Here is a 24734-nt window from a genome sequence, read left to right as displayed (position 1 = left end):
CACACATGCTAAACTTGTCTCAATTCAACTACTTCTTTCTTAAATTTGGTTATTATATTTTCATCCTTTATTAGAGGAAGATTTGCTTCAATGTTTAGAATACAACCTTCAATTCCAGTTTTACTTAGCCCCTCCGCTGTCATTAGATCTGAAACTGCATTGGGATTAGATTTTCCCTTTAGTATGAGACAAAATTCATATATTTTTTTACATTTAATTGCGTTCTCCATAGGAACTGTAGCAGCTTCAATCCCTGCTTTTTCTATAGCCTTACTTCTTCTTTTCTTATCGCTTTCTGTATCTTTAGGAATTATATAAGCTGCCTTAATCAACTTGTATGCTTCTGCATCTAACTTAGCTCCAAGTTCTAGCTCTTTTGCAATTTTGTCTGCTTCTTCTATTATTGCGTCATACTCATCATCTGATAGACCATATTGTTTATTTAACGATAGTCTCGCCACCATAGCTACTAGTCCTGCTGCCATAGCACCGGCCATGGCTGACGCTGAACCACCGCCAGTTGTAAAGTCCTTAGAATCAATTATTTGATTAAGAGTCTGAAAATTACACATATTATTTATTCCTACCTTTATCAATAACAATCTTACCTCTTTTTATAACCTTCTCAACGAGGTTGCCACCAATATGATATGCTACATCTTCATACTGAGAAGTATCCCATATCTGAATATCAGCAAGCTTACCTACCTCCAAAGATCCTCTATCTTTATTAAGTCCAAGAGCAAAGGCTCCTCCCAAAGTTGCCGCCGCTATTGCTTCCTGTACACTCATTTTATGCTGACGGCATGCTAAAGCTATAATAAATTGCATAGATTCTATATAACATCCTGGGCAGCAATTGGTTGCTAACGCTATTGTTAAATTCTCTTCTATCATAGGCCGTGCTTCAAAGGGTTTAGGATGGTTTACGGCAAAATCTATTCCAGGAAGCAAAACCCCTGGTACACCTTTTTCCGCCAACTTTTTTACTACATTTCTTGGAGTGTAGTTTAAATGATCAGCTGATACCATTTTCATCTCTGCTGCCAAATCTGATCCTCCAATATATGAATAAGCATCGGTATGAATTTTAGGTTCTAACCCATAATCCTTAGCAGCTTTAAGAATTGTTTTGCACTCTTTTGCTGCATAATGGCCATCATCACACCAAACATCACAAAATTGTGCAAGTTTCTCCTCTGCAACATACGGAATCATATCCTTAAGTAATATCTCAATGTACTTTGTCTTTGAAATATCCTCCGGCCACCCATGTGCTCCTAAAAACGTTGAGATTACATCTATTTTCATGCTTTTATTTAATTTTTTATTTATTTCTAATATTTTAATCTCTGAAATGGTAGATAACCCATATCCACTTTTGCTTTCAACGGTGGTTATACCTGATTGAAGCATACGATTAATTCTAGCTGCTGCTGCACTATATAATGCCTCCTCAGAGGATTTTCTTGTCATTTCAACAGTTGCCATGATTCCAGTTTTTATGCCTAATGCTTTAAGAATTTCAAGATCATCCGTTAACATCCTTGCAGAATATTCCTTAGATCTTGACCCTCCAAATATAAGATGTGTATGAGAATCTACAAAGCCTGGAAGAACTACTTTTCCTTTACCATCTATAATGTCAGCCTCACTAGAATCAACAGCATCCATAACCTCTTCTTTATTTCCTACCGAAACAATGCTTTCTCCTGAAACTGCAACATAACCATTTTCCATAAGTCCAATTAAATCCTCAGAATTTTTTCTACAAGTTAAAAGCTGAGTACAATCTTTTATTAACAAATCAATCTTAATTTTACTTTTTTTATCCTCCAACATTCTTTCCTCCCAGCACAATATATAGGCAAACAACTTCGATATTTGGCTTAACCACAGATATTCATATTTGGATCTCTATATTTTAAAAAATTATTCTACTTTGCCAATCACTTTTTCAACTTCCTTTAGCAATTCTTCTGATTTAATAATTTCCTGACTATCATCAATCTCCAAATAAAGTATTCTATCATTTTCTAAAAAATCAACTTTTTTTCTCACGACTGCATATGCTGCCGCAGTGCCCTTTCCAAGCTTATCTTTGCCCTTAAAGTCAGCGCCTTGAGCTGCACATACGAGCTCTGTGGCAAGAACTCTCTGAGTATGTTTAATTATTTGACTTGCCTTTCTAGCACCAATGGTTCCAAAGCTTACGTGATCTTCTTGATTAGCACAGGTAGGTATAGAATCAACAGAAGCTGGATGGGCAAGTATTTTATTTTCTGATACAAGAGATGCCGCCGCATACTGTGCTACCATATAACCATCATTTATCCCTGCAACTGGTGTTAAAAATGCAGGTAAATCATTTAATGCTGGATTTAGCAACCTCTCAATTCTTCTTTCAGAAACATCCGCAAGCTCTGCTACTGCAATTCCCAAAGCATCCATAGCTATTGCAACAGGCTGTCCATGAAAATTCCCGCCAGAAATAACTTCTTTCTCTTCTGAGAAAATTAATGGATTGTCCGTTGCGGAATTTATCTCTATTTCCACAACTGCTTTTACATACTCCATTGCTGGACGACTTGCGCCATGTATTTGTGGTATACATCTCAAAGCATAGGCATCTTGAACTCTTTTTTCTCCCTGCCTTGTTGTAAGCTTACTCTTCTGTAAAAGGTTTCGTAGATTTTGCGCTGAAAGAATCTGTCCTTTATGAGGTCTAACTTTATGAATTTTTTCATCAAAAGCATCGACAATACCTTCTAAAGCTTCAATAGATAGTGCTGCCACGACATCTGCACTTTTCAATAAAACATAAGCATCATGGACAGCTAAGGCGGCAACTGCAGTCATAGCACAGGTTCCATTGATAAGTGCTAAACCTTCTTTTGCTACTAAACTAACTATAGGAATTTTAGCCATATCCATAGCATCTTTTCCACTCATGATTGTGCCATTATATTCTGCATTACCTTCACCTAGCATAACAAGTACCATGTGAGCAAGCGGACATAAATCCCCGCTTGCTCCTACTGAACCCTGTTCTCTGATTAATGGATGTACTCTGCTGTTTAACATATTTATTAATGTTTCAACGGTTTCAAGTCTTATTCCTGAATGCCCTTTAGCAAGGGCATTGATTCTAAGAAGCATGATTGCTCTAGTTACTTCTATAGAGAAATTATTCCCTGCACCAACTGCATCGGAATAAATCAAATTTTTCTGTAATTGCTCAAGTTCTTTAGGTGATATAGCTACCTCACTAAATTTACCAAAACCAGTATTGATTCCGTATATTACTTGGCCTTTGTCTATTAGCTTTTCAACAGTCTTCCTCGATGTAATAATACTTTCCTTAGCTTGTTCTGAAAGTTTTATCTTTACATCTTCTCTTGCAACTTTAACCACCTCTTCAATAGTAAGGCTATTTCCATCTATTATCATAAAATTATTCATTACACTCCTCCCCCTTCATGCTGCTATATATTTTAAGTTTTTTAGCGTGATGCTTTTCCTTCTGGGCCAAAAGTAGCTGTTGGTGTCCACCATAGTGGGATCTTTATGCTATCCTCTGTAAGCTTTCCTTCACCATTAGCTACAACCTTTGCTGTTTCATAGCCTGCTTGTGCATGTCTTACTACACCTATTCCAGAGTCAACAGTTAAGCATACATCTAGTCTAAAATCTGCTTCTTCAGTTCCATCTGCAATCATAGTTACCCCAGTATGAACAGCTTCACCCATTGAGTAGTTTGCCTGTATAGCAATCAAATCACACATACCTGCGCAATTTAACAATCCATTTAAATATGGCCAGTCAGATATTAAATCTCCACCATCCTTCATATTTTCCGATTCAAAGGTTGGATTTACAATTGAGCCAGAGTCAAGATTATCCCTTGAAAATGCTACTGGTCCCTTTAGTTCACCCTTTTTAATTAACTCATTAACTGCTAAACCAAATTTTCTCCTTTGCCCAAATCCCATATAACATATTCTTGCTGGTAATCCCTCTATTGGTAGGCTTTTACGAGCAAGATTTATCCATCTTTCTACTAATGGATCGCCTTTGCATATTTCAAGTGCTAAATCATCTGTTCTCTTTAAGTCTTCTGAATCTCCTGATATACAGGTCCATCTAAAAGGCCCTCTACCTTCACAGAATAATGGTCTTATATATGCAGATACAAAGCCTGGTATCTGTAATGCTTCTTCTCTAGGCATTCCAGCATCCATACACTCTTTTCTTATACTTGTTCCATACTCAAATACTTCTACACCCTTCTTAGAAAATGCAATCATTGCTCTTAATTGACGTTTCATAGTATCTCTTGCATCCTGTAAATATGCATTTCTGTCTTTAACTCTATATTCATCTGCCTGTTCTCCAGCATACCCTGATGGTATGTAGGAGATCGGATCATGACATGGGCACATTTCACTTATAATATCTGGCATAAACCCTTTCTCGTAGGCTTCCCAGTATATGTCCGCTGCGTTGCCTACTACTGCAACTGCCAATGGCTCTTTCTTAGCTGCAGCTTCCTCTGCCATTTTTCTAGCTTCATCAAAGGTATAAACAATCTTATCCATATAGCCTTTTGCTATACGTCTTCTTATTACTCTTTCATCTGCATCTACTACAATAGCAACTCCACCGTGCATTTTCATTGCCCAGCTCTGATTGCCACCCATTCCCCCTGCTCCTGCTGTAAGATAAATTCTGCCTACTAGGCTATTGTTAAACCTCTTTATGGCAATAGCTGACAGAGTTTCAAAAGTTCCCTGTATAACCCCCTGTGTTCCTATATATTCCCAAGGAGCTGCTGTATACTGTGCAAACATGGTAAGATTCTTATCCTGTAAGTCATAAAAAGTTGGCCAGTCTGCTTTCATAATATTTGTTGTTGCCATGACAACTCTAGGGGCTAGCTTATGAGTCTTAAAAATTGCTACAGGCATACCAGATTGAATCACTAGTGTTTCATTATCTTCTAATTCCTTAAGAGACTTAACAATAGCATGATAGGATTCCCAGTTACGTGCACACTTTCCATTGCCACCATATATAACAAGCAATTCTGGAATCTCTGCATTTTCCATATTGTTCTCAAGCATTCTAAGAACTGTTTCCTGCTTCCATCCCTTACAGCGAAGTTCTGATCCTCTTTGAGCTTTTACTGAATAAAGTATTTCTGGTTTCATTAATAAATCCCCCTTTAATTCCTTATACATCGTAATATAAGCAACCTTCATGCCAGAAAATATTTTGCGCAAAAAAATAAAGCCTATTGACTCAAAGGCTTTATAATCTTAGTTTTTTCTAAATATACAAAAAGTTCATTGGATATCTTTGTTTCATTTTATTGCATAAAATTTATGCAATAAACCACTTTAAGCTAGCAAATTCAATGTACTAATTTTTATATTATTATCTAAATTTTATGCACATTTTAATAATTATATTTTACTATTCTTTTGGCTTTTCTATTTTTAGTTTTTTCATTCTATACTCAAGGCTTTGTCTTATTATTCCTAAATCCTTTGTTGCTCTGCTTATATTCCAATTGCTTTTCTTCAAGCTTTCCAATATTAATTCTTTTTCAATGCTCCTTAGTATATCTGGTAATCCATGTTTACTTTTTTGAATTTTATCTATAGATATTGAACCAATCATATCCTCTCGAATATAATGAGGAATATCTAATATTTTTAATTCAGTTTGATTATCTGTCGCTCTAATCATTATATTCTCTATGGCATGTTCCAGTTCTCTTACATTACCAGGCCATTTATAATCCAGCATTACTTCTTTAAGTTCTTCTGACATTGATTTAATATTTTTATTAAGCATTTTATTGTATTTGTTGATAAAAAATTTTATTGTAGCTACTATATCCTCTTTTCTTTCTTTAAGAGGAGGAATATACAAACTAACACCTGCAAGCCTATAGTAAAGATCTTGTCTCAATTTGCCCTCTTTAATTGCTTTTTGAGGATCTTCATTTACAGCACTAATGATTCTACAGGAAATTGGTATGGAATTTATACCACCTACCCTTCTAACCTTTTTTTCCTGCAATACTCTTAATAGTTTTGATTGCATTAAAATGGGCATAGAGTTAATTTCATCTAAAAATAATGTTCCCTGCCTAGCTTCTTCAAACAGACCTGCCTGATCTACAGCTCCTGTATATGCACCTTTTACAGTACCAAACAATATACTTTCCAATAAATTTTCTGGTATAGCAGAACAATTAATATCAACAAAGGCCTCTTTATTACTTTTGCTAAAATTATGTATGCTTTGAGCAAATACTTCTTTTCCGGTACCGGTTTCCCCTACAATTAATATAGGACTATTAACCAAAGCCATAGCCTGGCTTTCCTTTATCAAATTAACCATAATGCTACTATCACCAATGATATCTGTAAATACATATTGTGTACCATTCTGTTGATAATTTTTTTCATTGTATTTAGATTTACTGTATAATTTACGTTTTAACTCAAGTGTTTCGTGAAGCAATGCCTGTAAACTACTTTCATTTTTGCAAACAGAATATACAGCTATGGTTTCCCCATCTTTGACAATAGGATATGTGCTATAAGAAACATATTTTGCTATACCGCCCTTATATGAATGCGCCTGATATTTATCTATTATTGGAGTATTAGTCTTAAATACCTTCTGATGTTCCGAGAGCTCCGGCTTGGATTGATAACCTTCCCAAAGAAATTTACCAACTACCTCCTTTGAATTCAATTCTTCTAATTTTTCCTGTGATTTATTATATAGAACAATACGACCTTCATAATTGCTTATAATGATTCCGTCATTAATACTATCTATTATTTTCTCTAGGCAATATATTTTCGTATCCTTATTATTAAAGTCAGTTATTTCATCTATAATAACCAGTGTATATTCTTCTTCATTTTCCTTGATATTTCTGCATTGCATTTTATACTTTTTTCCTGACAAATTATTAATTATAATATTTTTTACTTGATTTAAATCTACTGAAAATACATCACTAAACTTTTTCCCTAAAATTTCTTTTTCATAAGAAATTTCTTTATATAAATCATCACTCCATATAATCTTTCCTTCTTTGTCCAATATGATTATTCCATTAACATATTCCGAAATAATATCCCCAATAGTTTTTATGTCCATGTTACTTTTCCCCCAATAAAAATATTAAACAAACTAAGAGTGCAAATTAGTTTATCTATATTCTAAATCTGAATTTCACTTCCTGTTCTAATATATTCAATTTTATCTCCTAAACCCTGTTTTAATTTGTTATATGCTTTCTCTCCTGTACAGTGTCCGGTATATACTTTTTCTATCTTTTCATTGATAATTTTATTAATTATTAAATCAATCTCATCCTGCGATGTACTAAAGATATCCATCGCTGGTATTTTAGCTAAATGAAACCCTCCTATAAGTGCTTTAATATTTGTCCCTAAAAATAACCTATTAACAGCTTCTATCATATTCACAGCTCCATTATGAGAACATCCGCTAAACACACATATTTCCTCATTTTCTTTTATAACCATAATTAATTCATGTTCAAATTTATCATTAACTATTTTATTTCCTTCTTTTACAAACAGATATTTGTTACCTTCAGGAATCTTATGCTTTCTCTGTATATCTGTGATGATAAAAACATCCTCCATTATTTCAGTAAAGTTATCAACATATTCTATCCTACTGAAGTACTTTTCAAATACTTCTTTATTTATTCCGATACTTTTCTTAAAAAGTATATTTCCTGAGTAATAGTCTCCAAAAACTTTCCTTTTCATATATACCTTTGCTCTGTCGTTTATTTTTAGAAAAGATAGGAGCCCTCCTCCGTGGTCAGCATGTCCATGTGAAAGAACCACAGCGTCTATATCTTCTAAGTTAATTCCTAGCTTCTGTGCATTGTCTATAAAATTATCAGTTTTACCAGTGTCAAATAGTATATGTTTATTACCTTTTTCTATATATAAAGACAGCCCATGTTCATTAATCAGATTTTCTAATTCACCTTTAGTATTTTCTATAAGTACAGTTATTTTCATACACTTCACCCTCATATTAATATATTTAACTTAATCATATTACAAGATTTAACAAAATTCAAATAACTTATATTTACTTACATATACTTATGAACTATTGACAAATTACTTATAAATCATTACAATTTACTTATACAGTATTATAATTTCAGAGGTGATTTACGTGTATCAAGAAGAGAGAATGCAGCTAATACTAGATTATTTAAGTAAAAATAAAAGAATAAGTGTAGAAGAAATATGCAAGTTATATGATGTTTCAAGAGATACTGCTCGTAGAGATTTAGTTAACTTAGAAAAGCAAGGTGCTATTATTAGAACTCACGGTGGGGCAATACTTCCAGTACTAAATGAAGAGATAAAAAGCTATTCCGAAAGACTTCTATTTGATGTGGAAGAAAAGCATAAAATTGCCAAGCTGAGCGCTTCTCTCATTAAAGAAAGAGATACTGTAATTTTAGATACTTCAACAACAGTTCAAGCTTGTGCTGAGCTATTAGAAGATAAGGAATGTAATATAATTACGAGCTCAATAAATGTAGCAGATATACTCTCCAAAAAATCTAAGGTTAACACCTTTTTACTCGGAGGAAAGTTAAACAATGAACATAGATACTTATATGGAAATGCTACTTTAAACATGTTGTCATATTTTTTTGCTGATAAAGCCTTTTTAGGCGCACTGGCTATATCCTCTAATGGAATTGCCGTTGGCGACGATGAGGATGCTGCAGTTATGCGAAAAATGGTAGAGCAGTCTAAAGAGTCTATAGTTTTAGCAGATCATAAAAAGTTTAACAAAACTGCAAGTTTTAAAGTGTGCGATCTTTCGCAAATAGATTTAATAATTACTGATCAATATCCTGATGAAGAATTTATGAAAATTTTAGATAAAAATAATGTAAATTTAATTGTAGTTGAGTAATGTGAGGTGTGTGTAATGAAACTTATTGCAACAGATTTAGATGGAACTCTTTTAAACTCAAATCATGAAGTAAGTAAAGAAAATATAGAGGCTTTAAAATTAGCTCAGCAAAAAGGAATAGAAATAGCAATTGCAACAGGTAGAACCTACTCTGATGCAATTCACATATGTAAAAAGGCAAACATTAATGCCCATATAATTTCAAATAATGGTGCTTTAGTATTTTCTAAGGAAGGAAAAAAATTAAAATCTTCTACTATAGATAAGGAATCCCTTGAATATGTACTAAATTGGCTTTATAAAAAAGAATATTTTTTTGAAATATGCACAGATAGGAATTTATTTTTGAGATATGACACTAAAACAATACTTGAAAAAGACTTTAAAATAGCAAAAACAAATGATCCTTCTCTTCCTATGAATATCATCAATGATATGACAAGCTTAATATTCTCTCAAGAAGGTATTAAACTTATAAATTGCAAAGATGATATTTTAAATTCAGACTTAGATTTTTGCAGCATAACTGCTGTTTCTTTTGATAAGAACAGGCTTCAGTATGGAAGAGATCACTATAGCAAATATAAGAATTTATCTATGGTGGTCTCATCAGAATATAACTTTGAAATGATTAATAAAGATGCCTCTAAAGGTAATTCTTTAGAATATCTAGCCAATTACTTAGGCATTCCATTAAAAGATATTGCGGCAATCGGTGACAATTATAATGATATATCTATGTTTAAGAAAGCCGGAATAAGCGTTGCAATGGGAAATGCCAAGGATGATATAAAAACTATATGCAGTCATATTTCAGTGTCAAATGATCTTAATGGAGTAGCTCATTTTATTCATAAATTTATGAATAAATTAAAAGCTGAATCCACTCCGGCGTAACCATTTGGGCGTAACGGTGGGATTATATAACTAATACACACAGGCCTATATAGTATTTCAAGGCAGAGCCTTAACTTACATGACCGAATATATTAACATTCTTTCGGCACGGTAAATACTTTTAATAGGTCTGTGTGTATTCCTTATTATCTATTGTTTTTTTCTATAATAACATATAAACTATTTATACATAAAACATATTGAAATCATAACAAAAGAAAGAATTGGGAGTATATATGTATATGAATCTGGAACTATTTAGAATAATAAATAATTTAGCCACCAAGCATTTAATCTTAGATAAAATAATGATTATTTTCTCTCAATATGTACCTATATTTTTTGCATTAATATTATGTGGTCTGTACATTCTTGGAGTAAAAATGAAAATTCCAAAACTTAAGTACATTGTCTCATCTACAATTCTTCTGTTAATATGTAACTTTATAATAAGTTACATAATTGGAGTTATTCATTATTTCCCTAGGCCTTTTGTTAATAATAATGTAAATTTATTAATACCACATAAGCCTACTTCTTCGTTTCCAAGTAGCCACTCAATTGGTGTAATGACTATAGCCTTAGGAATAAACAAAAGAATTAAGAGTTTGGGAATAATCTTAATTCTTCTATCTATTTTTGTTGGTTTTTCAAGAATATATGTTGGCCATCATTATCCTCTTGATGTTATTGGTGGATTTACAATTTCATTTATAAGCAATATTTTATACACAAATTTTATAGAATCAAAGCTTATAAAGAAATTATTAGAACTCAAAACAAAGGATGTTACTTGTTAGTATATTGATTACAAATAAAGAATGAGTATTAGGCAGTTTGAAGAAAACTGCCTAATACCCACCTCTATCTTACACCTTCTGATATTTTTTGAATTATCCCTAATGAAAAGAAAATGCTTAATATTGAACTTCCTCCATAGCTTACCAAAGGAAGAGTAATTCCTGTAAGAGGAATAGCGTTTATGACACCGCCTATTATAACTAATATCTGTGATGCTATCATTGCACTATATCCTACTACCAATAGTCTTAAAAATTTATCTTCCTCATACACAGCAACCCTCATGCATCGATAAAATAATAAGAAGTTAATTATTATTATTGCAAACCCCGTTAATATTCCAAGCTCTTCACAGATTATAGAAAAAATAAAATCTGTATAATTAATTGGTACAAATTCAGGATGTCCAAGACCAAGGCCTACCCCTGTAAGTCCTCCAGAAGCGATAGAAATCATTGATTGGACAACCTGATAACTTATGGTATTCGCATAAGGCCAAGGATCTTTCCAAATCAGTACTCTTACTCTTACGTGCGCAAACAATTTGTAACTTATTACACATCCTATTGCAAAAAGTATAAAAGAAACTAGTATATATTTTAATTTTGAAGTTGCTATAAAAATCATAGTAATTGATATAAAAAATATAATAAGAGCAAATCCAAGGGATTTTTGAAGCAACATAAAACCTATGCATATCCCTACCACAATACATGGTCTTATCAAATCTTTAAAGCATTTATAATCTTTTAATTCAGCAGCTAAGTATATTACTAAAAATAGTTTTCCAAACTCTGAAGGCTGAAAACTATATCCGTGTATTACAATCCAGTTTTTTGAACCATTTATTTCTGTACCAAAGAATGTTGCCATAGCCATAAAAAATAATGTTATGACACAATAATGATATTTATACTTACTAAAATCTTTCAAGTCCGGTAAAAGAACAACTATTAAAATAAATTCTGTTACACCTACTGCAAACCAAATTATCTGCTTAATTGAGTATGACATATTTATTCTATATAATACAACCATTCCTAAAATTGATAATATACTAGAAAAAATAAATATATACTTATCTCCATCACAGAAGAACTTTCTAATAATGAAATAAGAATATCCTATTAGCACACATATAACTGCTGCCATTACCATAGCACCTTTATCAAAGGGCTGTTTGAGTATGGAAAGATTTAAAAAGCATACAAAACACAGAATATATGTATATCGCAGCATCTTCTTCTCATCTCTACTACTTTGGGAATTCAGAAATACTCACCACCTTACTTAATACCTGCTTTTAATACTTTAAATTTTTTAAATTATGAGTTTTGCGTATAAGTACTCCCCCTTAAATAAAGGGGGTTACTTATACACAATTATATCAAACCTAATACTCTTCTTTAGATAATCCCAGAGTTAATTATTATCATTTTTTCTGCCTCCTTATAATAATTCACCATAGCGTTTTATAAACATAGTTTTTAAGAATGTTGCAAGTAACATATAGCATAAGATTGTGCCTATTAGCCATGTGAAATAGATATTTGGCATTGCAGACATTCCAAGGGTTTTTCCAAAAACAGTGTACGGAAGTATTGTTCCTATTGCAATTGCAATTGTTGTAACTAGCAGCACTGGAAATGATGCCCTGCTTTGAATAAATGGAATTTTCGGTGTACGTATCATATGAATAACAAGTGTTTGAGACCATAAGCTTTCAACAAACCATCCTGCGTTAAATAAAGAAACAAATAAAGCGTTGTCAACACCTGGTGCTCCATAAGCGCCGCCACAAACAGCTGGACAAATTACAAAGAACATAAGAATATAGGTTGTTATATCAAAAACTGAACTTGTAGGTCCAATCCACATCATAAATTTTCCAATTGAAGAAGCATCCCATTTTCTAGGCTTCTTTAAATACTCTTCATCCATATTGTCCCATGGAATTGAGATACAAGATATATCATAAATTAAATTAAGAACTAAAATTTGAATTGGTAGCATTGGTAAAAACGGTAAAAATGCACTTGCTGCAACAACGGAAAACATATTACCAAAATTAGAACTTGCAGTCATTTTAATATATTTAATTATATTTCCAAAAGTTCTTCTTCCTTCAATTACTCCAGCTTCAAGCACCATAAGGTCTTTTTGAAGTAGAATTATATCTGCAGATTCTTTTGCAATATCAACAGCTGTGTCGACTGAAATTCCTACATCAGCTTCACGCATTGCTGCAGCATCATTAATACCATCCCCCATAAAACCAACAGTGTGTCCATTTTCACGAAGAATTCTAACTATTCTAGTTTTTTGCTGAGGGCTAAGCTTTGCAAAAACGCTTGTTTTCTCAACTTCTACTGACAATAAATCATCATCCATTTCATCAATATCAGAACCAAGCAGAAGATTATCAACCTTCATTCCAACTTGATTACAAATGCATCTTGTAACTGCGTCATTATCGCCTGTTAAAACTTTTACTGCAACGCCATATTCATTAAGTGCTCTAATAGCTGACATTGTAGTTTCTTTTGGTGGATCAAGGAAAGCAAGGTATCCCATAAGTACCATCTCTGCTTCATCTGCCACTGAGAAAACTCCTTCTACAGATGGATTAGTTTTCTGTGCAACTACTATTACACGCATACCTTTACTATTTAACTGTTCCACAGTAAATAAGATTTCATTTCTTATTTCATCTGTTAATGCCTCAACCTTACCGTTATATTCTGCATATGAAGATATTTTTAACATCTCCTCAACAGCACCTTTAGTAATAAGCTGAGTTTTATTTTGCTTATCTTTTATAACAACACTCATTCTTCTTCTATCAAAATCAAATGGAATTTCGTCTACCTTAACATATTTGCTTTCTAATTCATAGTAAGCTTCTTCTTTAGCATGTTCTAGTATTGCCACATCCATAAGATTTTTAAGTCCTGTTTGATAGAAACTATTTAAAAATGCATGACGAAGGACTCTTGCATCTTCATTACCATGAATATCAAGATGATACTCTAAAACAACCTTGTCTTGCGTAAGCGTACCTGTTTTATCAGTACAAAGAATGTCCATAGCTCCAAAATTTTGTATTGAGTTAAGACTTTTTACAACTGTCTTTTTCTTTGCCATCTGCACTGCACCTTTTGCAAGGTTAGTTGTTACAATCATAGGTAACATTTCTGGAGTTAATCCTACTGCAACAGACAATGCAAATAAGAAAGCTTCAAACCAATTACCTTTTGTAAATCCATTAGCAAAAAATACAACAGGCACCATACACATCATAAATCTAATTAATACCCAAGATACAGAATTCACACCCTTTTCAAAGCTTGTAACAACCTTTTTAACTGTAATTGTTTTTGCCATAGATCCAAAAAAGTATAATCTCCTGTTGCTAAAACAACACAGGTTGCTGAACCACTTATGACATTACTACCCATAAAAGCAAGATTTGAAAGTTCTAATGGATTTTTAGTATTTTGTTTTGCTTCTGTACCATACTTCTCCACTGGCTCACTTTCTCCAGTTAGTGCAGATTGACTAACAAATAAATCCTTTGAAGAAATTATTCTAACATCTGCAGGTATCATATCTCCAGCAGCTAAATATACTATATCACCTGGCACAATCTCTGAAAGTTCAATTTCCTTTTTACCCTCTCTCTCAACTGTAGCAGTTATTTTAACCATAGATTTTAACTTTTCAGCAGAATTATTTGAACGAGTTTCTTGTATAAAACGTAAAAATCCACTAATAGCTACCATAGTTGTGATGACTATTACTGTTGTAAAATCTCTATCACCTGGATCAGCCAAAATTACATCTGTAAATAAAGATATCATTGCAAGTACGAAAAGCACAACAGTAAAAGGATTTACAAAAGCATTAAAAAGTCTTCTAAAAACTGATTCAGGCTTTTCGTGAGAAATTATATTTTCACCATATTTCACAATCAACTCTGCTGCTTTCATCTCACTATGGCCATTTAAAGCCGTATTCATTTCTTCTAATAAATTTTCTAATTTCATTCCACTTACTTTAATAAGGTTCTCATTTATTAAAGCTTCATTAACAACATTTTGTTCTGTTTTCTTTTTCATACCTCTAACCTCCTAAGATTTTTAATTTCAGATAATTTGGGAATAAAAGGCATAAAACAGGACAAAAGTATTTAAATTAAACTAATTTAATAATTAAAACTATTTAGTATGAATTGGTGATAAGAATAAACATAGGAATATTCTTAAAACACTTATTAGCTTAATACTCTGCCCATCAGGTTCTATGCCCATACTACTTCCCGTGTCCATTACTACCACCTCATCTTTCTTAATAAAATAATTTATATTAAGCCAAAAGGCTTATTTAAAGCATAAAAAACTTATATGAAACTCTTCCTTCTCTGCACATTTAATGCTAATCTCATAAATACATTCCTCATCAATAACATTAGGTTCTAAATTATACATTTTTCTAGCTATAGGGCGTAAAACTATGTTAGATAGTAATATTGTCAATGCACCAGCTACTCCAAAAAGAATGTATCCTCCGCTTATAAGTACTCCAACAGCAGCAGTATTTAATCCTCTTACATTAAATCCCTCTCTCAATATAACTCCTCCACCTAAAAACCCTACACCTGTTATAATTTTTAAAATAAAATCCATATTTGTTATTTTTTACTTTTTTCTATTCTTCAAAAACATAATCTTTTTTAAGTGCATGATTAATAAAGGTTGTATTAATCTTAATTTAAAAACAACCTAAAAACACTCACATTTGATGACTAATAGTCCGGTAGTGGAATCAAAAAAGAATTGCATATTTGATTTGGAGTATATACAAGATAAGACACTCTGGTATAAAAACTGTAGTTTGAGAGAAATATTACACCTTAGACTAGATTACGAAAAGAATGAACGCAGCCTTAAGGCATAATTAGATTGTCTTAAATTACATATACTCTTTCCACTGCACATACTACTGCCAGCATCCATTCCCTTCACCTCCGAAAAATTTATTAAAAATAAAAAAAACCTCGTCAAAACTTGAACATGACGAAGGCATTACAAACAACACTTTCTCGTTTCAAGTTTTGGCTCTGCAAGGCAATGAAATTGCATTAGGTTAAGCCTTCTTTGTTCGGCAAAACCTGCTAACCAGTTCAGAATGTTTCCACCCTTTTACGGCAGCAATCCGTATCCTTGTAGTAACCTCACCTACCGAGGTTTTATTTAATTACAGTATTATATTATTCTCATCTTATAAAATTGTCAACACTTTATTTATATTTCTATCAAAAATATTTAAATCATTCTAAAATGCTATTAGAAAATCATATATAACTATCTATAGGATCATATACTTCTACATCATTATTGTTAGGATTAAAATCTTCTTCCTCATTCTCTATACGGTAGATAGAAATTATATTACTTATTGGATTTTATTATAAACTTTACCACCATTAGAATGTCAATATATTTTGTAATAAAATATCTAACTTAAAGAATTTACTATTATCTAATGTTTAATATTTGTCTTTATTAATTCCATAAATATTTCAGGAGGAACTATTCTTACATTATGATTTTGCTTTAGCTTACTTACAACCTCTTCAACATTACTAACACCCTTACTCCAAACATGAACATAAACAAAAGTATAGGCTTCAAGGTTGTTTACATTTACTTGACCTGAATTGACCCTATCATTAATTTTCTTCACTAACTCCTCTTCATTCTCAAGATTATTCCAAAGCAAATCTCTACAAGATACTATAGGCTTATTATTAGACCATAAAATTTCTCCTTGAAATTTATCATGTCTATGATAATCAAGATAAAATAATCCCTGGATATTTGATTTTTTAGTAAACTTATTCCAAAGATCAATATTATTAAAAGCTGAGTCATCTATAATTGCCACATATTTTTCATCTACTTTTTGCATATAATCATTTAATGTATTAATATATGTATTTAATTTATTTTTATCAAATTTACTTGGATACATGTATCCATTTCCAGAAGGTGATACAATAAAGTTATCATTATCCTTCTCATTATTTATACTCTTATAATATAAATTAAAAACAGTGGGAGCTAAATAATATAAAGATGGGCTCATAGACCAACCTAAATCAAGCTTATATCTATTAGGATAACCAAACCACTTATCAGAGCCATAGTTAGTGCCAAGGTTCCACTGTTGATTATCTCCATCAGACATTATGAAAGTCACATAATGAACATTTTTTTCTTTAGGAATTGATAATGGTGATTTCTTAAGTATAGGTGTGGAGGGAAAAGAACTTAATGTTGTTAAATTATAGGACAAATCTGCGGCAACTACGCTTACACCATATTTTGAGGCTGTGCTTACATTGATAAACTCATCTGGTCCCCAGCCTAAACAAATAGAGTTATCCTCCATAGACGAAAATATCTTATCTCGAAGAGTTGTTTTGTCAATACTGTCTTCATAAAATACTAATGACTTAGTCATTATGGCATAATCTCTTAATGGAGCAGCTTTGTCAGGAGAAAGTTGAATTACTGTTGAGTGGTTTAATCCCTTATTCCATAAATTATTATAGGCCCAGCTTTCATCTGTATTCCTACAATCCCCTTTAATTTTTGTTATACCATTTTTCCTCACTCTAGCTTCTATAGCTTCGTCAATAACTATAGCTTTATTTAAAGCTGCAAGAGAAGAGGCATTATTAATTGAAGGATTTCTTGGTGTTTTATTGCTATAAAGTACATATCCCTCTATATAATCCTTATATATATTTAATAATTGCCAGGGATCTGAGAGAATTTTATAAGAAACTTTATAATTACTTTTTAAATCTTCTAGCCATATTTTATAATCAGGCTGAGAGGATTTAAGTGTATATATTTGAGAAGAACAATGGCCATTAACTAGCCCTTGAAGGCTAGCTACCATTGTTCTTTCACTAGTGTTCATTGAGTCTTGCAAAACAATATATAAAAACGTAGGGGTCACTGGATTCTTTATATAGCTGGAGTTTCTATTTAATGTGTAACCAGCAGGGAAAACTACTGATCTGCTAACAGTGGCTTTCTTCCATTCACTCCACTTTATATTGAAAGAATCGCCATTTGTTTTGCAATAATCATAAAATTTTTTCAAAAAATCCATTCTTTCGTTATTATAAAAAGATTGGGTAGTACTTTCTTTAAAGTTTGCTAATGCTAATTGTCTTTTTATAATATCATCCGCACTAACTTCCTTATAATTTTTCATCATGTCATACATAATCATAAAAGTGCTAGTTCTTCCTATCCCTTGTTTGCAATGAAAATGTAACCAAGAATTTTTGGCTGAGTTTTTACGAATTCTACAAAGTAATCAACCATCGCATCAGAAGGTATTCCACCATCTCTAACGGTTATTCGGTTATAATCTAAAGATTTAGATCTAACAAGCTCATTTTCATCTTGAACTTTTGTTGGAACTATAATTTCTTCAGGATGATTATAAAAACTTATAGGTACATTCAATTTAATACTTTTTAGTCTATTGGATTCATCTAATAAAACCTTTTTTCTAGTTAAACCTGCATTAGCGTTGTTTTTTGAATCTGCCCAACTAACTGCAAGTCCGTTAATAAACCCGTGGGATTCTTGCCTTAAATCCACCACTGTTATAGGTAATGAGGTCCCTATAGCATTTATTAAAAGAGGAAGGTTGTGTTCAGAAAATTGTTGACTTCCAGAGATATTTAAATTGCCTAGACCATTAAGATTTAAGTTTTTATTATCTTTTATAATAGTTAAATCCGAAGCCTTACGAAAGTTTTTTGGAAGAATATTGTTGTAGGTTAAAGAATCCAAAACAAGATTTACATTACTTGGATCAGAAGCCTTAGCTTCAATATTTTTACTTACTACAGAAAATGAAAAAATAGTTATTAGTAGCGTTAATAAAATAGGTTCAAATATTTTCAATTTTTTGTACAATTATAACTCCTTCTTTCGTATAAGGTAAAATTAAATTTTAAGCATATTATAAGATAGTAACCCTATTTCTATACAGGCTTAAAATACTTTTTTAAATTCTTCACTTATAAATTGAACCTCTCAACGCATACTGTTTTGGTGCATATCTCAGGGTGTAAGTTAACTTTTAACCTAGAAATCCTATATTTATTAAAACTCTATTTAATTTCAATAGTGAACTTTGCATCTTCTCTGACTTCATACAACTTTTCATAGTCTCTAGCCTTTAGCTTATACTGCATATTTTTATTCATAGCAGGTAACTCCCCTATATATTTATGCGCTACCGGATCTATTTCTTTTGCCAAATTCTCATCTAAATTATATCTTTTGCCATAACTATCAACTATGCTTATTCCGTAAGGAGACAGCATATGAAGAAGCTTGCTGCATTCATAATGAATTAATGTTCTATCCTTTAAAAACTCAATTTGCGTTACCTTGTAATCTCCTAATTTGCCTTCCTGTAAAATAGTACAGTCGTTTAGATTTAAAGGAATTTCTTTAGAATCTAATTCGAAACTACTTGTAGTTTTATCCTTTAGCTTTTTGAAAGTTCCTTTGTATATACATAAGGTATAAAAGTTAATGTTTTACTGTCTTCATATACATTTCTAAACAAGACTTGCGAATAATAAGTATTAGTTTCCGCTGAACTAATGCCACTTCTAGATTTACTTTCAAGTTGTCTTTCTTTATCATCAAATACAATATATCCTCCATCACCTGCGTTATCGCTATTTTTTGCCTCAGTTCTTAAGACTGTATTTATTGGCGTTATTATAACCTCATTTACTTTTAAACCTTGTCTTACAGATGACCAATCTGCATTAGGTTTTATTGATTTTACATTGCTCTTTATTTTTTCAGTAGAAACCTTAAATTTAAAATCCCACTTTCCCTTCATATTTTGTGAAAGCTCTCCTATATTAAAGTCCATAATAAATTCCTCAGGAACTTTTACATTTCCTCCTACTATATGCTTAGTGACTTCTTTAGGCAAATAATCCATTGCCATGTCAACAGTTCGCACTCCAACATATGTTTTTTTGTCCTTAAATTCCCCAGTGCCTCCACCTCCAAAACCAACTGTTTTACCATTAATTTTTATATTCGGTCCTATAATAACAGGTGTTTCTTTAATTTCGTCTTCACTTTCAACAGTATAACCAATACTTAAATCTATACCATCATAAACTATGCTGTTAATAGTAATAGTTATTCCATTGTAACTTTTGCTCATGTTTAAATCAGCGCTATATCTTACATAATCTTTATCAATAATATTCTTTTCGCTTAAGTATTGAAATACGGAGCTTACTACTGGAAGGTTGCGTGCAAAAGCAGGAAAACCTACACTGACACCAACTCCACATGCCAATACAATTGCAGCAGCAATTCCAACCTTTTTTATAAATTTACCTTTTTTCTTATTTTTTTCAGGCAAATTGTTTAGAGTGTCTTTTATTTTGAAGTCCAGTTTTTCTGGTAATACAAGCTTTTCGTTATTTGCTTTTTCCTTTAAAATATCATCAAATAATAAATCTTTATCCATGTATGACCCTCCTATCTTTCTTTTAGCATTTCATAAAGTTTGTTTCTTGCTCTTGAAAGTCTAGAACGTACCGTCCCCTCAGGAATACTTAGAATGTTAGCTATATCCTTTTGAGGTATATCCTCAAAATAAAACAAAGTTGTTACAACTCTTAAGTCTTCATCCAGAGAGTTAACTGCATTTGTAAGTTCTAGGTTAGAGAAATCATTTGAAGCCTTATCATCAAATTCTTCTACATGCACTATTTTTTTATTGCTTCTAAGAATAGCATTACACTCGTTTATTAAAATTCTTATAAGCCATGTTTTAAAATATTGGTTTTTCTTTAAACTGCCAATACCCTCATAAGCCTTTATTATAGTATTTTGAAAGGCATCCTCTACATCCTGCTCATTATTTAAAATGCTTATTGCAACTCTATACATAGATGCTTTATTTTCTTCAATTATTCTTACAAAAGCTGCCTTGTCACCTTTTTTAGCCAGTTTTATATCCTGCATTCTGTCTCCGCTATCTTTCACCGCTGAAACCACTTCCACCATATTCCCTCCTATTTTGTATATTTACCTTAGCTAAGGAATTTTTTTACACTTATTAGATGGATAAGAAACAATAAATGTTCACATAAATATAAAAAAAATTGCTCCTAACTAATGCAGGGGCAATTTTATATAATTGAACTATTGGCTTTCCATAATAGCTAGAGCAACAGCTCCTATTACTCCAGATTGCTTTACTAAAGCTGCAGGAACAACTCTACAATTTTCTCTTAATACTTTAAAGCACCTTTTATTAATTACTTCATTCACCTTATCAAAAACTATTTCTCCCGCTAAAGATACTCCCCCTCCTAGCACCACTATTTCAGGGTCCATAATAGTAATTATATTTGATACTCCTATACCTAAGTATTCAAGGCTTTTATCTATTATATCAGATGATAGCTTGTCACCTTTTCTTGCTTCTTCAAATACCTCATAAGAGGTTACAACTTCGTAGCTCTTTAGTGAACTTTCCGCTCCAGCTTTAAGCTTTTCATTTGCTATTCTCGCAATAGCTGTACCTGATGCCAGTGCTTCTAAACAACCATAGTTGCCACAGTTACATCTTGGTCCCTCAGGCAATATAGTAGTATGCCCTAATTCCAATGCATTACAGGTATTACCTCGGTAGATTCTTCCATCTACAATAGCACCTGCACCAATACCAGTACTTACGGTAATATAAACCATATTTTTTGTATTTTTGCCCGCTCCAAACATGAATTCACCTATAGCCGCTGCGTTAGCATCATTCTCCAAATAAGTAGGTATTTTAAATCTTTCTTCTATAGGCTTAACAAGGTGAAAATTTTCAAATGGTAGATTTGGAGTTTCTAGTATTATTCCTTTTTTAGAGTCTAAAGGTCCAGGTGATCCAATTCCTATGGACTTTATTTCGTCAACTTTCTTATTTCCAATCTCTAATACTTTTTCAATAGCAGAAAGTATTCTTCTTAATACTTCCTGTTCTCCTCCTGCAGCATTTGTAGGAATAGTATATTCACTAAGTATATTTCCATTTAATTCTGCAAGAGCAGTGCTGATTTTTGTTCCTCCTAAGTCAACTCCTATAACATATTTCTTTTCCATACAATCTCTCCTATAACCTTAAAATCTTTTACTATTAGATATTGTTTTATTCAATATATACTTTTCTTTAATAATTCTATAAGTTATTTTGAATATCCTTCTTATAAGATTCATAACTTCAATTCATAATATCTTTGAAGTGCAATATAAAAACACCGTAAGATTCACAGTCATCACTTATATTGAAGATTCTGATGTATTCCATTACAGTAATGAATAAACCTAATAACAAAATCAAATGTGTATTAACACTTGCCACTACTATACGTCTGGCGATCACTACAGCGCAACCAGTCAGAAGTTTAACCTAGAACTGTACATAACACTCAAGCTAACTAATGATAACCCACAAGCAGCTTCTCATATTGCTAAGAGCGTTGGTATTACTAATTTTCACTCAGAATGCTTGCCTGAAGATAATATGTTGACAATTGAGAAATATCAAAATGAAAATAAAATGATTTGCATGGTTGGCGATGGTATTAACGATGCGCCTGCATTAAAAAAGCATACGTAGGCGTTGCAATGGGAGGTATCTTAAATCCAATACTGAGTGCTTTAGTTCACAATGTCGGCTCAGTTGCGGTTATTATAAATTCTGCATTACTATTGAATTTTAAAAACAAATAAAAACTTTATTATTATATAAAAGTAGAAAAACAAGGTAGAGAAAAAATGCTCTATCTTGTTTTTATTAAGTTTCAACTGCTTAACCGTATATTATTGTACTTATTATCATAAAAAGAGGCTTTCGGTTCCTAGTTATTTCGCTAAATCAAGAACAGACTTAAATGCTTGTGCTAATTTTTCTGGTCTGTCAACTGCCCAAAAATGCATGAAGAATAATCGAGGAACTTCGGTAAGCATATGATTGTGAATAGCAGTTACAGCAATATTATTCTTCTTTAAGATCCTTATAACTGGATTGACTTCATTTGCTAATAAAACAAAATCACCTGTGGTAGCAACGTTCCGTCCTACTGATTGAAAATTGACGGCATGTGATATTCCCATGGCAGGAGATAACTGATGACCATCCTCTGAAATTATTGTAGTTCTTGGAACTGATAGCTGCAGAACCTTACCTTTATGGGAACCTTTGCGTCCTAAAATATCTTCAATTGTCCTCCAATCAACTTGAGATGGAGGTTGTTGTTTTTTTATGTTAAAGGGAGTTGTTGTTAAAGAAAGTGCATTTCTTACACTTTGAGCAAGTTTAATTGGATCTCCTTCTCCTTTAATGTGCAGATACATAATTCGTGGTGATTCATGCAGTAGATGATTATGAAGCCCTGTTACTTCAATTCCATTTTCCATTAGGCTTGACATAACAGGACCTACTTCATTTTCCAGTAAAACAAGGTCTCCCATCATCATGCTGTGATTTCCTAATTGATTAAAGGCTACCCAAGAGGTCAGTGCTAGATCAGGTTCTATTATAATGCCATCTATTTTAACCTTTAAATCAAAACGTGGAAAAGTAAATTTAAGAACTCCTCCCGAAATAGTACCTTCCTGAGAAAAAATCTTTTTTATGGTTTCTAAATCATATTCTGCTCTATGGTTTCTGAAATTTAAATCCTTATTTGATATTGCAATTGGAACTAATAGTTCTTGCCCTTCAAATATTTGATGCGGACAAAATATATTGTTGGACAATTCAAGCATTCTAACACAAATTCCGAAACGATGCGCTATAGTATATAGTGTATCACCATGTTGAACTTTATAAGTTATCATAAAGCTTCTCTCCTAATAATTAATGAATCTCCTTTATTATTCTATTCATTACCTTATTAAATAGCTACTGAGAATCATTGAAAATGAATAACTAAACATTTAATGATGACACATCATCATAAACAAAGCTATCTATCCTCTTTAATCCCATTGTATCATTTATGGAGATCCTATATAACTAACATAATAGTTTAGCGATTATTCTAAATTAAGCCCTTCTCATTTTTTGCTACATATAGAATCAAAAAATAGCTATATATCCTATAGTATCAGGACATATAGCTGTATCATTAGAACTGTAATTTTTGTAATTGCTCTAGCTGCTTATCTAAATTATCAATATTAGTATTTAATGTCTTAGTATCAAGTGGCTTTACTTTCATTGCTGCAGTTATAGTATGTAATGGCTCTTCTATCTTTTCATATAGTGCTGGAGATTTTGCTTTAATGTTATCCTCGAATTGCTTCCAATTTCCCTCTAATCCTTCAGAAGTTTTAATAGCATTATCTTCTTCTTTATTAGCTAGCTGTTCCTTCATCTTTTTTGAAACATCTCTCATATTTTGAATACCAGTTGTAGTTAAGTCTGCTAATTTTACTTGATCTAGCTGTTTGTCCAAGTTTTCCATTGCAGTATTCATAACATTCACATCAAGTGGTTTTACTTTTACTGCTGCAGTTATAGTGTGTAATGGATCCTCTACTTTTTCATATAAAGTAAAGTACTTTTCCTTAACATTATCCTCAAATATCTTCCAGTTTCCTTCTAAGCCTTCAGAAGTTTTCATAACTTTATCTTCTTCCTTATTATTAAGCTCTGTTTTCATTTGCTTAATAACTTCTTTCATGTTATTGCTTCCCTCTTGAATAGTAAGAGTTTTTTGTTTTTCTGCAGGAGCCTCCTGTTTAGTTTGATTTTGCGCTGAATTTGCAGCTTGTTCAGTTTTTTGTGTGCCACATCCTGCAAAAGTTAGTACTATACCTAGAGAACTTACCATAAATAATTTTTTAAAATTCATCATTATATTCTTTCCTCCTAAACATTAAAACATT

18 protein-coding genes, 3 pseudogenes and 1 riboswitch are annotated in these 24734 nt (G+C 32.1%); of the genes and pseudogenes, 4 read left to right on the top strand and 17 right to left on the bottom strand.

The window, feature by feature from the left end; translation table 11 throughout:
* Positions 1 to 8: 8 nt before the first annotated feature.
* The 6 genes from RCG18_RS12875 to RCG18_RS12850 form a co-directional block, all read right to left on the bottom strand.
* A complete protein-coding gene (locus RCG18_RS12875; protein WP_308041665.1) occupies positions 9 to 596 on the bottom strand; it encodes a cyclodeaminase/cyclohydrolase family protein in 588 nt (195 codons plus the stop codon).
* Entirely contained in the window at positions 574 to 1842 is a 1269-nt protein-coding gene (gene hutI, locus RCG18_RS12870) for an imidazolonepropionase (RefSeq protein WP_308041664.1), read from the bottom strand. The genes RCG18_RS12875 and hutI overlap by 23 nt, the downstream gene beginning before the upstream one ends.
* Before the next feature lie 90 nt (positions 1843 to 1932).
* Positions 1933 to 3462, bottom strand: a complete 1530-nt coding sequence (gene hutH / locus RCG18_RS12865) for a histidine ammonia-lyase (protein ID WP_308041663.1) — start codon at positions 3460 to 3462, stop codon at positions 1933 to 1935.
* 41 nt (positions 3463 to 3503) lie between these two features.
* Entirely contained in the window at positions 3504 to 5210 is a 1707-nt protein-coding gene (locus tag RCG18_RS12860) for a urocanate hydratase (RefSeq protein ID WP_308041662.1), read from the bottom strand.
* 265 nt (positions 5211 to 5475) lie between these two features.
* Positions 5476 to 7185, bottom strand: coding sequence for a sigma 54-interacting transcriptional regulator (locus RCG18_RS12855; RefSeq protein ID WP_308041661.1), 1710 nt, complete (start codon positions 7183 to 7185; stop codon positions 5476 to 5478).
* Positions 7186 to 7247: 62 nt separating this feature from the next.
* The gene (locus tag RCG18_RS12850; protein WP_308041660.1) at positions 7248 to 8090 is read right to left on the bottom strand and encodes an MBL fold metallo-hydrolase; all 843 of its coding nucleotides are present in this window, start codon (positions 8088 to 8090) and stop codon (positions 7248 to 7250) included.
* Between the two features lie 163 nt (positions 8091 to 8253).
* On the opposite strand from RCG18_RS12850, the gene RCG18_RS12845 reads away from it, so the two are divergent.
* The 3 genes from RCG18_RS12845 (at position 8254) to RCG18_RS12835 (ending at position 10709) form a co-directional block, all read left to right on the top strand.
* Positions 8254 to 9012: a DeoR/GlpR family DNA-binding transcription regulator gene (locus RCG18_RS12845; RefSeq protein WP_308041659.1), complete on the top strand. Its 759-nt coding sequence runs from the start codon at positions 8254 to 8256 to the stop codon at positions 9010 to 9012.
* Between the two features lie 15 nt (positions 9013 to 9027).
* Positions 9028 to 9909 (top strand): Cof-type HAD-IIB family hydrolase, encoded by an 882-nt coding sequence (locus tag RCG18_RS12840; RefSeq protein WP_308041658.1) that lies wholly within the window; start codon positions 9028 to 9030, stop codon positions 9907 to 9909.
* A gap of 242 nt (positions 9910 to 10151) precedes the next feature.
* Entirely contained in the window at positions 10152 to 10709 is a 558-nt protein-coding gene (locus RCG18_RS12835) for a phosphatase PAP2 family protein (protein WP_308041657.1), read from the top strand.
* A gap of 64 nt (positions 10710 to 10773) precedes the next feature.
* Here RCG18_RS12835 and RCG18_RS12830 read toward each other — a convergent pair whose 3' ends face one another.
* The 9 genes and pseudogenes from RCG18_RS12830 to RCG18_RS12795 all read right to left on the bottom strand — a co-directional run bounded on the left by RCG18_RS12830 (position 10774) and on the right by RCG18_RS12795 (position 21941).
* Entirely contained in the window at positions 10774 to 11949 is a 1176-nt protein-coding gene (locus RCG18_RS12830; RefSeq protein ID WP_308041656.1) for an FtsW/RodA/SpoVE family cell cycle protein, read from the bottom strand.
* 213 nt (positions 11950 to 12162) lie between these two features.
* Positions 12163 to 14699 (bottom strand): annotated as a pseudogene (locus RCG18_RS12825) (HAD-IC family P-type ATPase); the annotation flags it as partial.
* Positions 14700 to 15089: 390 nt separating this feature from the next.
* Positions 15090 to 15395: an MgtC/SapB family protein gene (locus RCG18_RS12820; protein WP_308041655.1), complete on the bottom strand. Its 306-nt coding sequence runs from the start codon at positions 15393 to 15395 to the stop codon at positions 15090 to 15092.
* Between the two features lie 404 nt (positions 15396 to 15799).
* A riboswitch (M-box (ykoK) riboswitch) is annotated at positions 15800 to 15962 on the bottom strand.
* A 289-nt stretch (positions 15963 to 16251) separates the two neighbouring features.
* Positions 16252 to 18003 (bottom strand): GxGYxYP domain-containing protein, encoded by a 1752-nt coding sequence (locus RCG18_RS12815; RefSeq protein WP_374119138.1) that lies wholly within the window; start codon positions 18001 to 18003, stop codon positions 16252 to 16254.
* A gap of 51 nt (positions 18004 to 18054) precedes the next feature.
* Positions 18055 to 18395 (bottom strand): annotated as a pseudogene (locus RCG18_RS29040) (hypothetical protein); the annotation flags it as partial.
* 518 nt (positions 18396 to 18913) lie between these two features.
* Complete coding sequence (locus RCG18_RS12810; protein ID WP_308041654.1) at positions 18914 to 19129, bottom strand: hypothetical protein; 216 nt, start codon at positions 19127 to 19129, stop codon at positions 18914 to 18916.
* A gap of 167 nt (positions 19130 to 19296) precedes the next feature.
* Complete coding sequence (locus RCG18_RS12805) at positions 19297 to 20310, bottom strand: DUF4179 domain-containing protein (protein WP_308041653.1); 1014 nt, start codon at positions 20308 to 20310, stop codon at positions 19297 to 19299.
* An 11-nt stretch (positions 20311 to 20321) separates the two neighbouring features.
* Positions 20322 to 20852 (bottom strand): sigma-70 family RNA polymerase sigma factor, encoded by a 531-nt coding sequence (locus RCG18_RS12800; protein WP_308041652.1) that lies wholly within the window; start codon positions 20850 to 20852, stop codon positions 20322 to 20324.
* A 138-nt stretch (positions 20853 to 20990) separates the two neighbouring features.
* Positions 20991 to 21941 (bottom strand): ROK family protein, encoded by a 951-nt coding sequence (locus RCG18_RS12795; RefSeq protein ID WP_308041651.1) that lies wholly within the window; start codon positions 21939 to 21941, stop codon positions 20991 to 20993.
* Positions 21942 to 22263: 322 nt separating this feature from the next.
* On the opposite strand from RCG18_RS12795, the pseudogene RCG18_RS12790 reads away from it, so the two are divergent.
* Positions 22264 to 22571, top strand: a pseudogene (locus RCG18_RS12790) (HAD-IC family P-type ATPase); the annotation flags it as partial.
* 132 nt (positions 22572 to 22703) lie between these two features.
* Here RCG18_RS12790 and RCG18_RS12785 read toward each other — a convergent pair.
* Positions 22704 to 23681 carry a DUF1259 domain-containing protein gene (locus RCG18_RS12785; RefSeq protein WP_308041650.1) on the bottom strand — a complete coding sequence of 326 codons (978 nt, stop codon included), beginning with the start codon at positions 23679 to 23681 and terminating at the stop codon, positions 22704 to 22706.
* A 290-nt stretch (positions 23682 to 23971) separates the two neighbouring features.
* On the bottom strand, positions 23972 to 24703 hold the full coding sequence (locus RCG18_RS12780) for a hypothetical protein (protein WP_308041649.1): 732 nt from the start codon (positions 24701 to 24703) through the stop codon (positions 23972 to 23974).
* Positions 24704 to 24734 lie beyond the last annotated feature (31 nt).

It is taken from the genome of Clostridium sp. OS1-26, assembly GCF_030915445.1.
Classification (GTDB): Bacteria; Bacillota; Clostridia; order Clostridiales; family Clostridiaceae; genus Clostridium_AM.
This window is presented reverse-complemented; position numbering and strand designations above follow the sequence as displayed.

Excerpts from the sequence above, each read along its gene's own strand:
- hutI (WP_308041664.1), bottom strand. The coding sequence starts at position 1,842 with ATGTTGGAGGATAAAAAAAGTAAAATTAAGATTGATTTGTTAATAAAA.
- hutH (WP_308041663.1), bottom strand. The coding sequence starts at position 3,462 with ATGAATAATTTTATGATAATAGATGGAAATAGCCTTACTATTGAAGAG.
- RCG18_RS12860 (WP_308041662.1), bottom strand. The coding sequence starts at position 5,210 with ATGAAACCAGAAATACTTTATTCAGTAAAAGCTCAAAGAGGATCAGAA.
- RCG18_RS12855 (WP_308041661.1), bottom strand. The coding sequence starts at position 7,185 with ATGGACATAAAAACTATTGGGGATATTATTTCGGAATATGTTAATGGA.
- RCG18_RS12850 (WP_308041660.1), bottom strand. The coding sequence starts at position 8,090 with ATGAAAATAACTGTACTTATAGAAAATACTAAAGGTGAATTAGAAAAT.
- RCG18_RS12840 (WP_308041658.1), top strand. The coding sequence starts at position 9,028 with ATGAAACTTATTGCAACAGATTTAGATGGAACTCTTTTAAACTCAAAT.
- RCG18_RS12835 (WP_308041657.1), top strand. The coding sequence starts at position 10,152 with ATGAATCTGGAACTATTTAGAATAATAAATAATTTAGCCACCAAGCAT.
- RCG18_RS12830 (WP_308041656.1), bottom strand. The coding sequence starts at position 11,949 with ATGCTGCGATATACATATATTCTGTGTTTTGTATGCTTTTTAAATCTT.
- RCG18_RS12820 (WP_308041655.1), bottom strand. The coding sequence starts at position 15,395 with ATGGATTTTATTTTAAAAATTATAACAGGTGTAGGGTTTTTAGGTGGA.
- RCG18_RS12815 (WP_374119138.1), bottom strand. The coding sequence starts at position 18,003 with ATGATGAAAAATTATAAGGAAGTTAGTGCGGATGATATTATAAAAAGA.
- RCG18_RS12810 (WP_308041654.1), bottom strand. The coding sequence starts at position 19,129 with ATGCTGTCTCCTTACGGAATAAGCATAGTTGATAGTTATGGCAAAAGA.
- RCG18_RS12805 (WP_308041653.1), bottom strand. The coding sequence starts at position 20,310 with ATGGATAAAGATTTATTATTTGATGATATTTTAAAGGAAAAAGCAAAT.
- RCG18_RS12800 (WP_308041652.1), bottom strand. The coding sequence starts at position 20,852 with ATGGTGGAAGTGGTTTCAGCGGTGAAAGATAGCGGAGACAGAATGCAG.
- RCG18_RS12795 (WP_308041651.1), bottom strand. The coding sequence starts at position 21,941 with ATGGAAAAGAAATATGTTATAGGAGTTGACTTAGGAGGAACAAAAATC.
- RCG18_RS12785 (WP_308041650.1), bottom strand. The coding sequence starts at position 23,681 with ATGATAACTTATAAAGTTCAACATGGTGATACACTATATACTATAGCG.
- RCG18_RS12780 (WP_308041649.1), bottom strand. The coding sequence starts at position 24,703 with ATGATGAATTTTAAAAAATTATTTATGGTAAGTTCTCTAGGTATAGTA.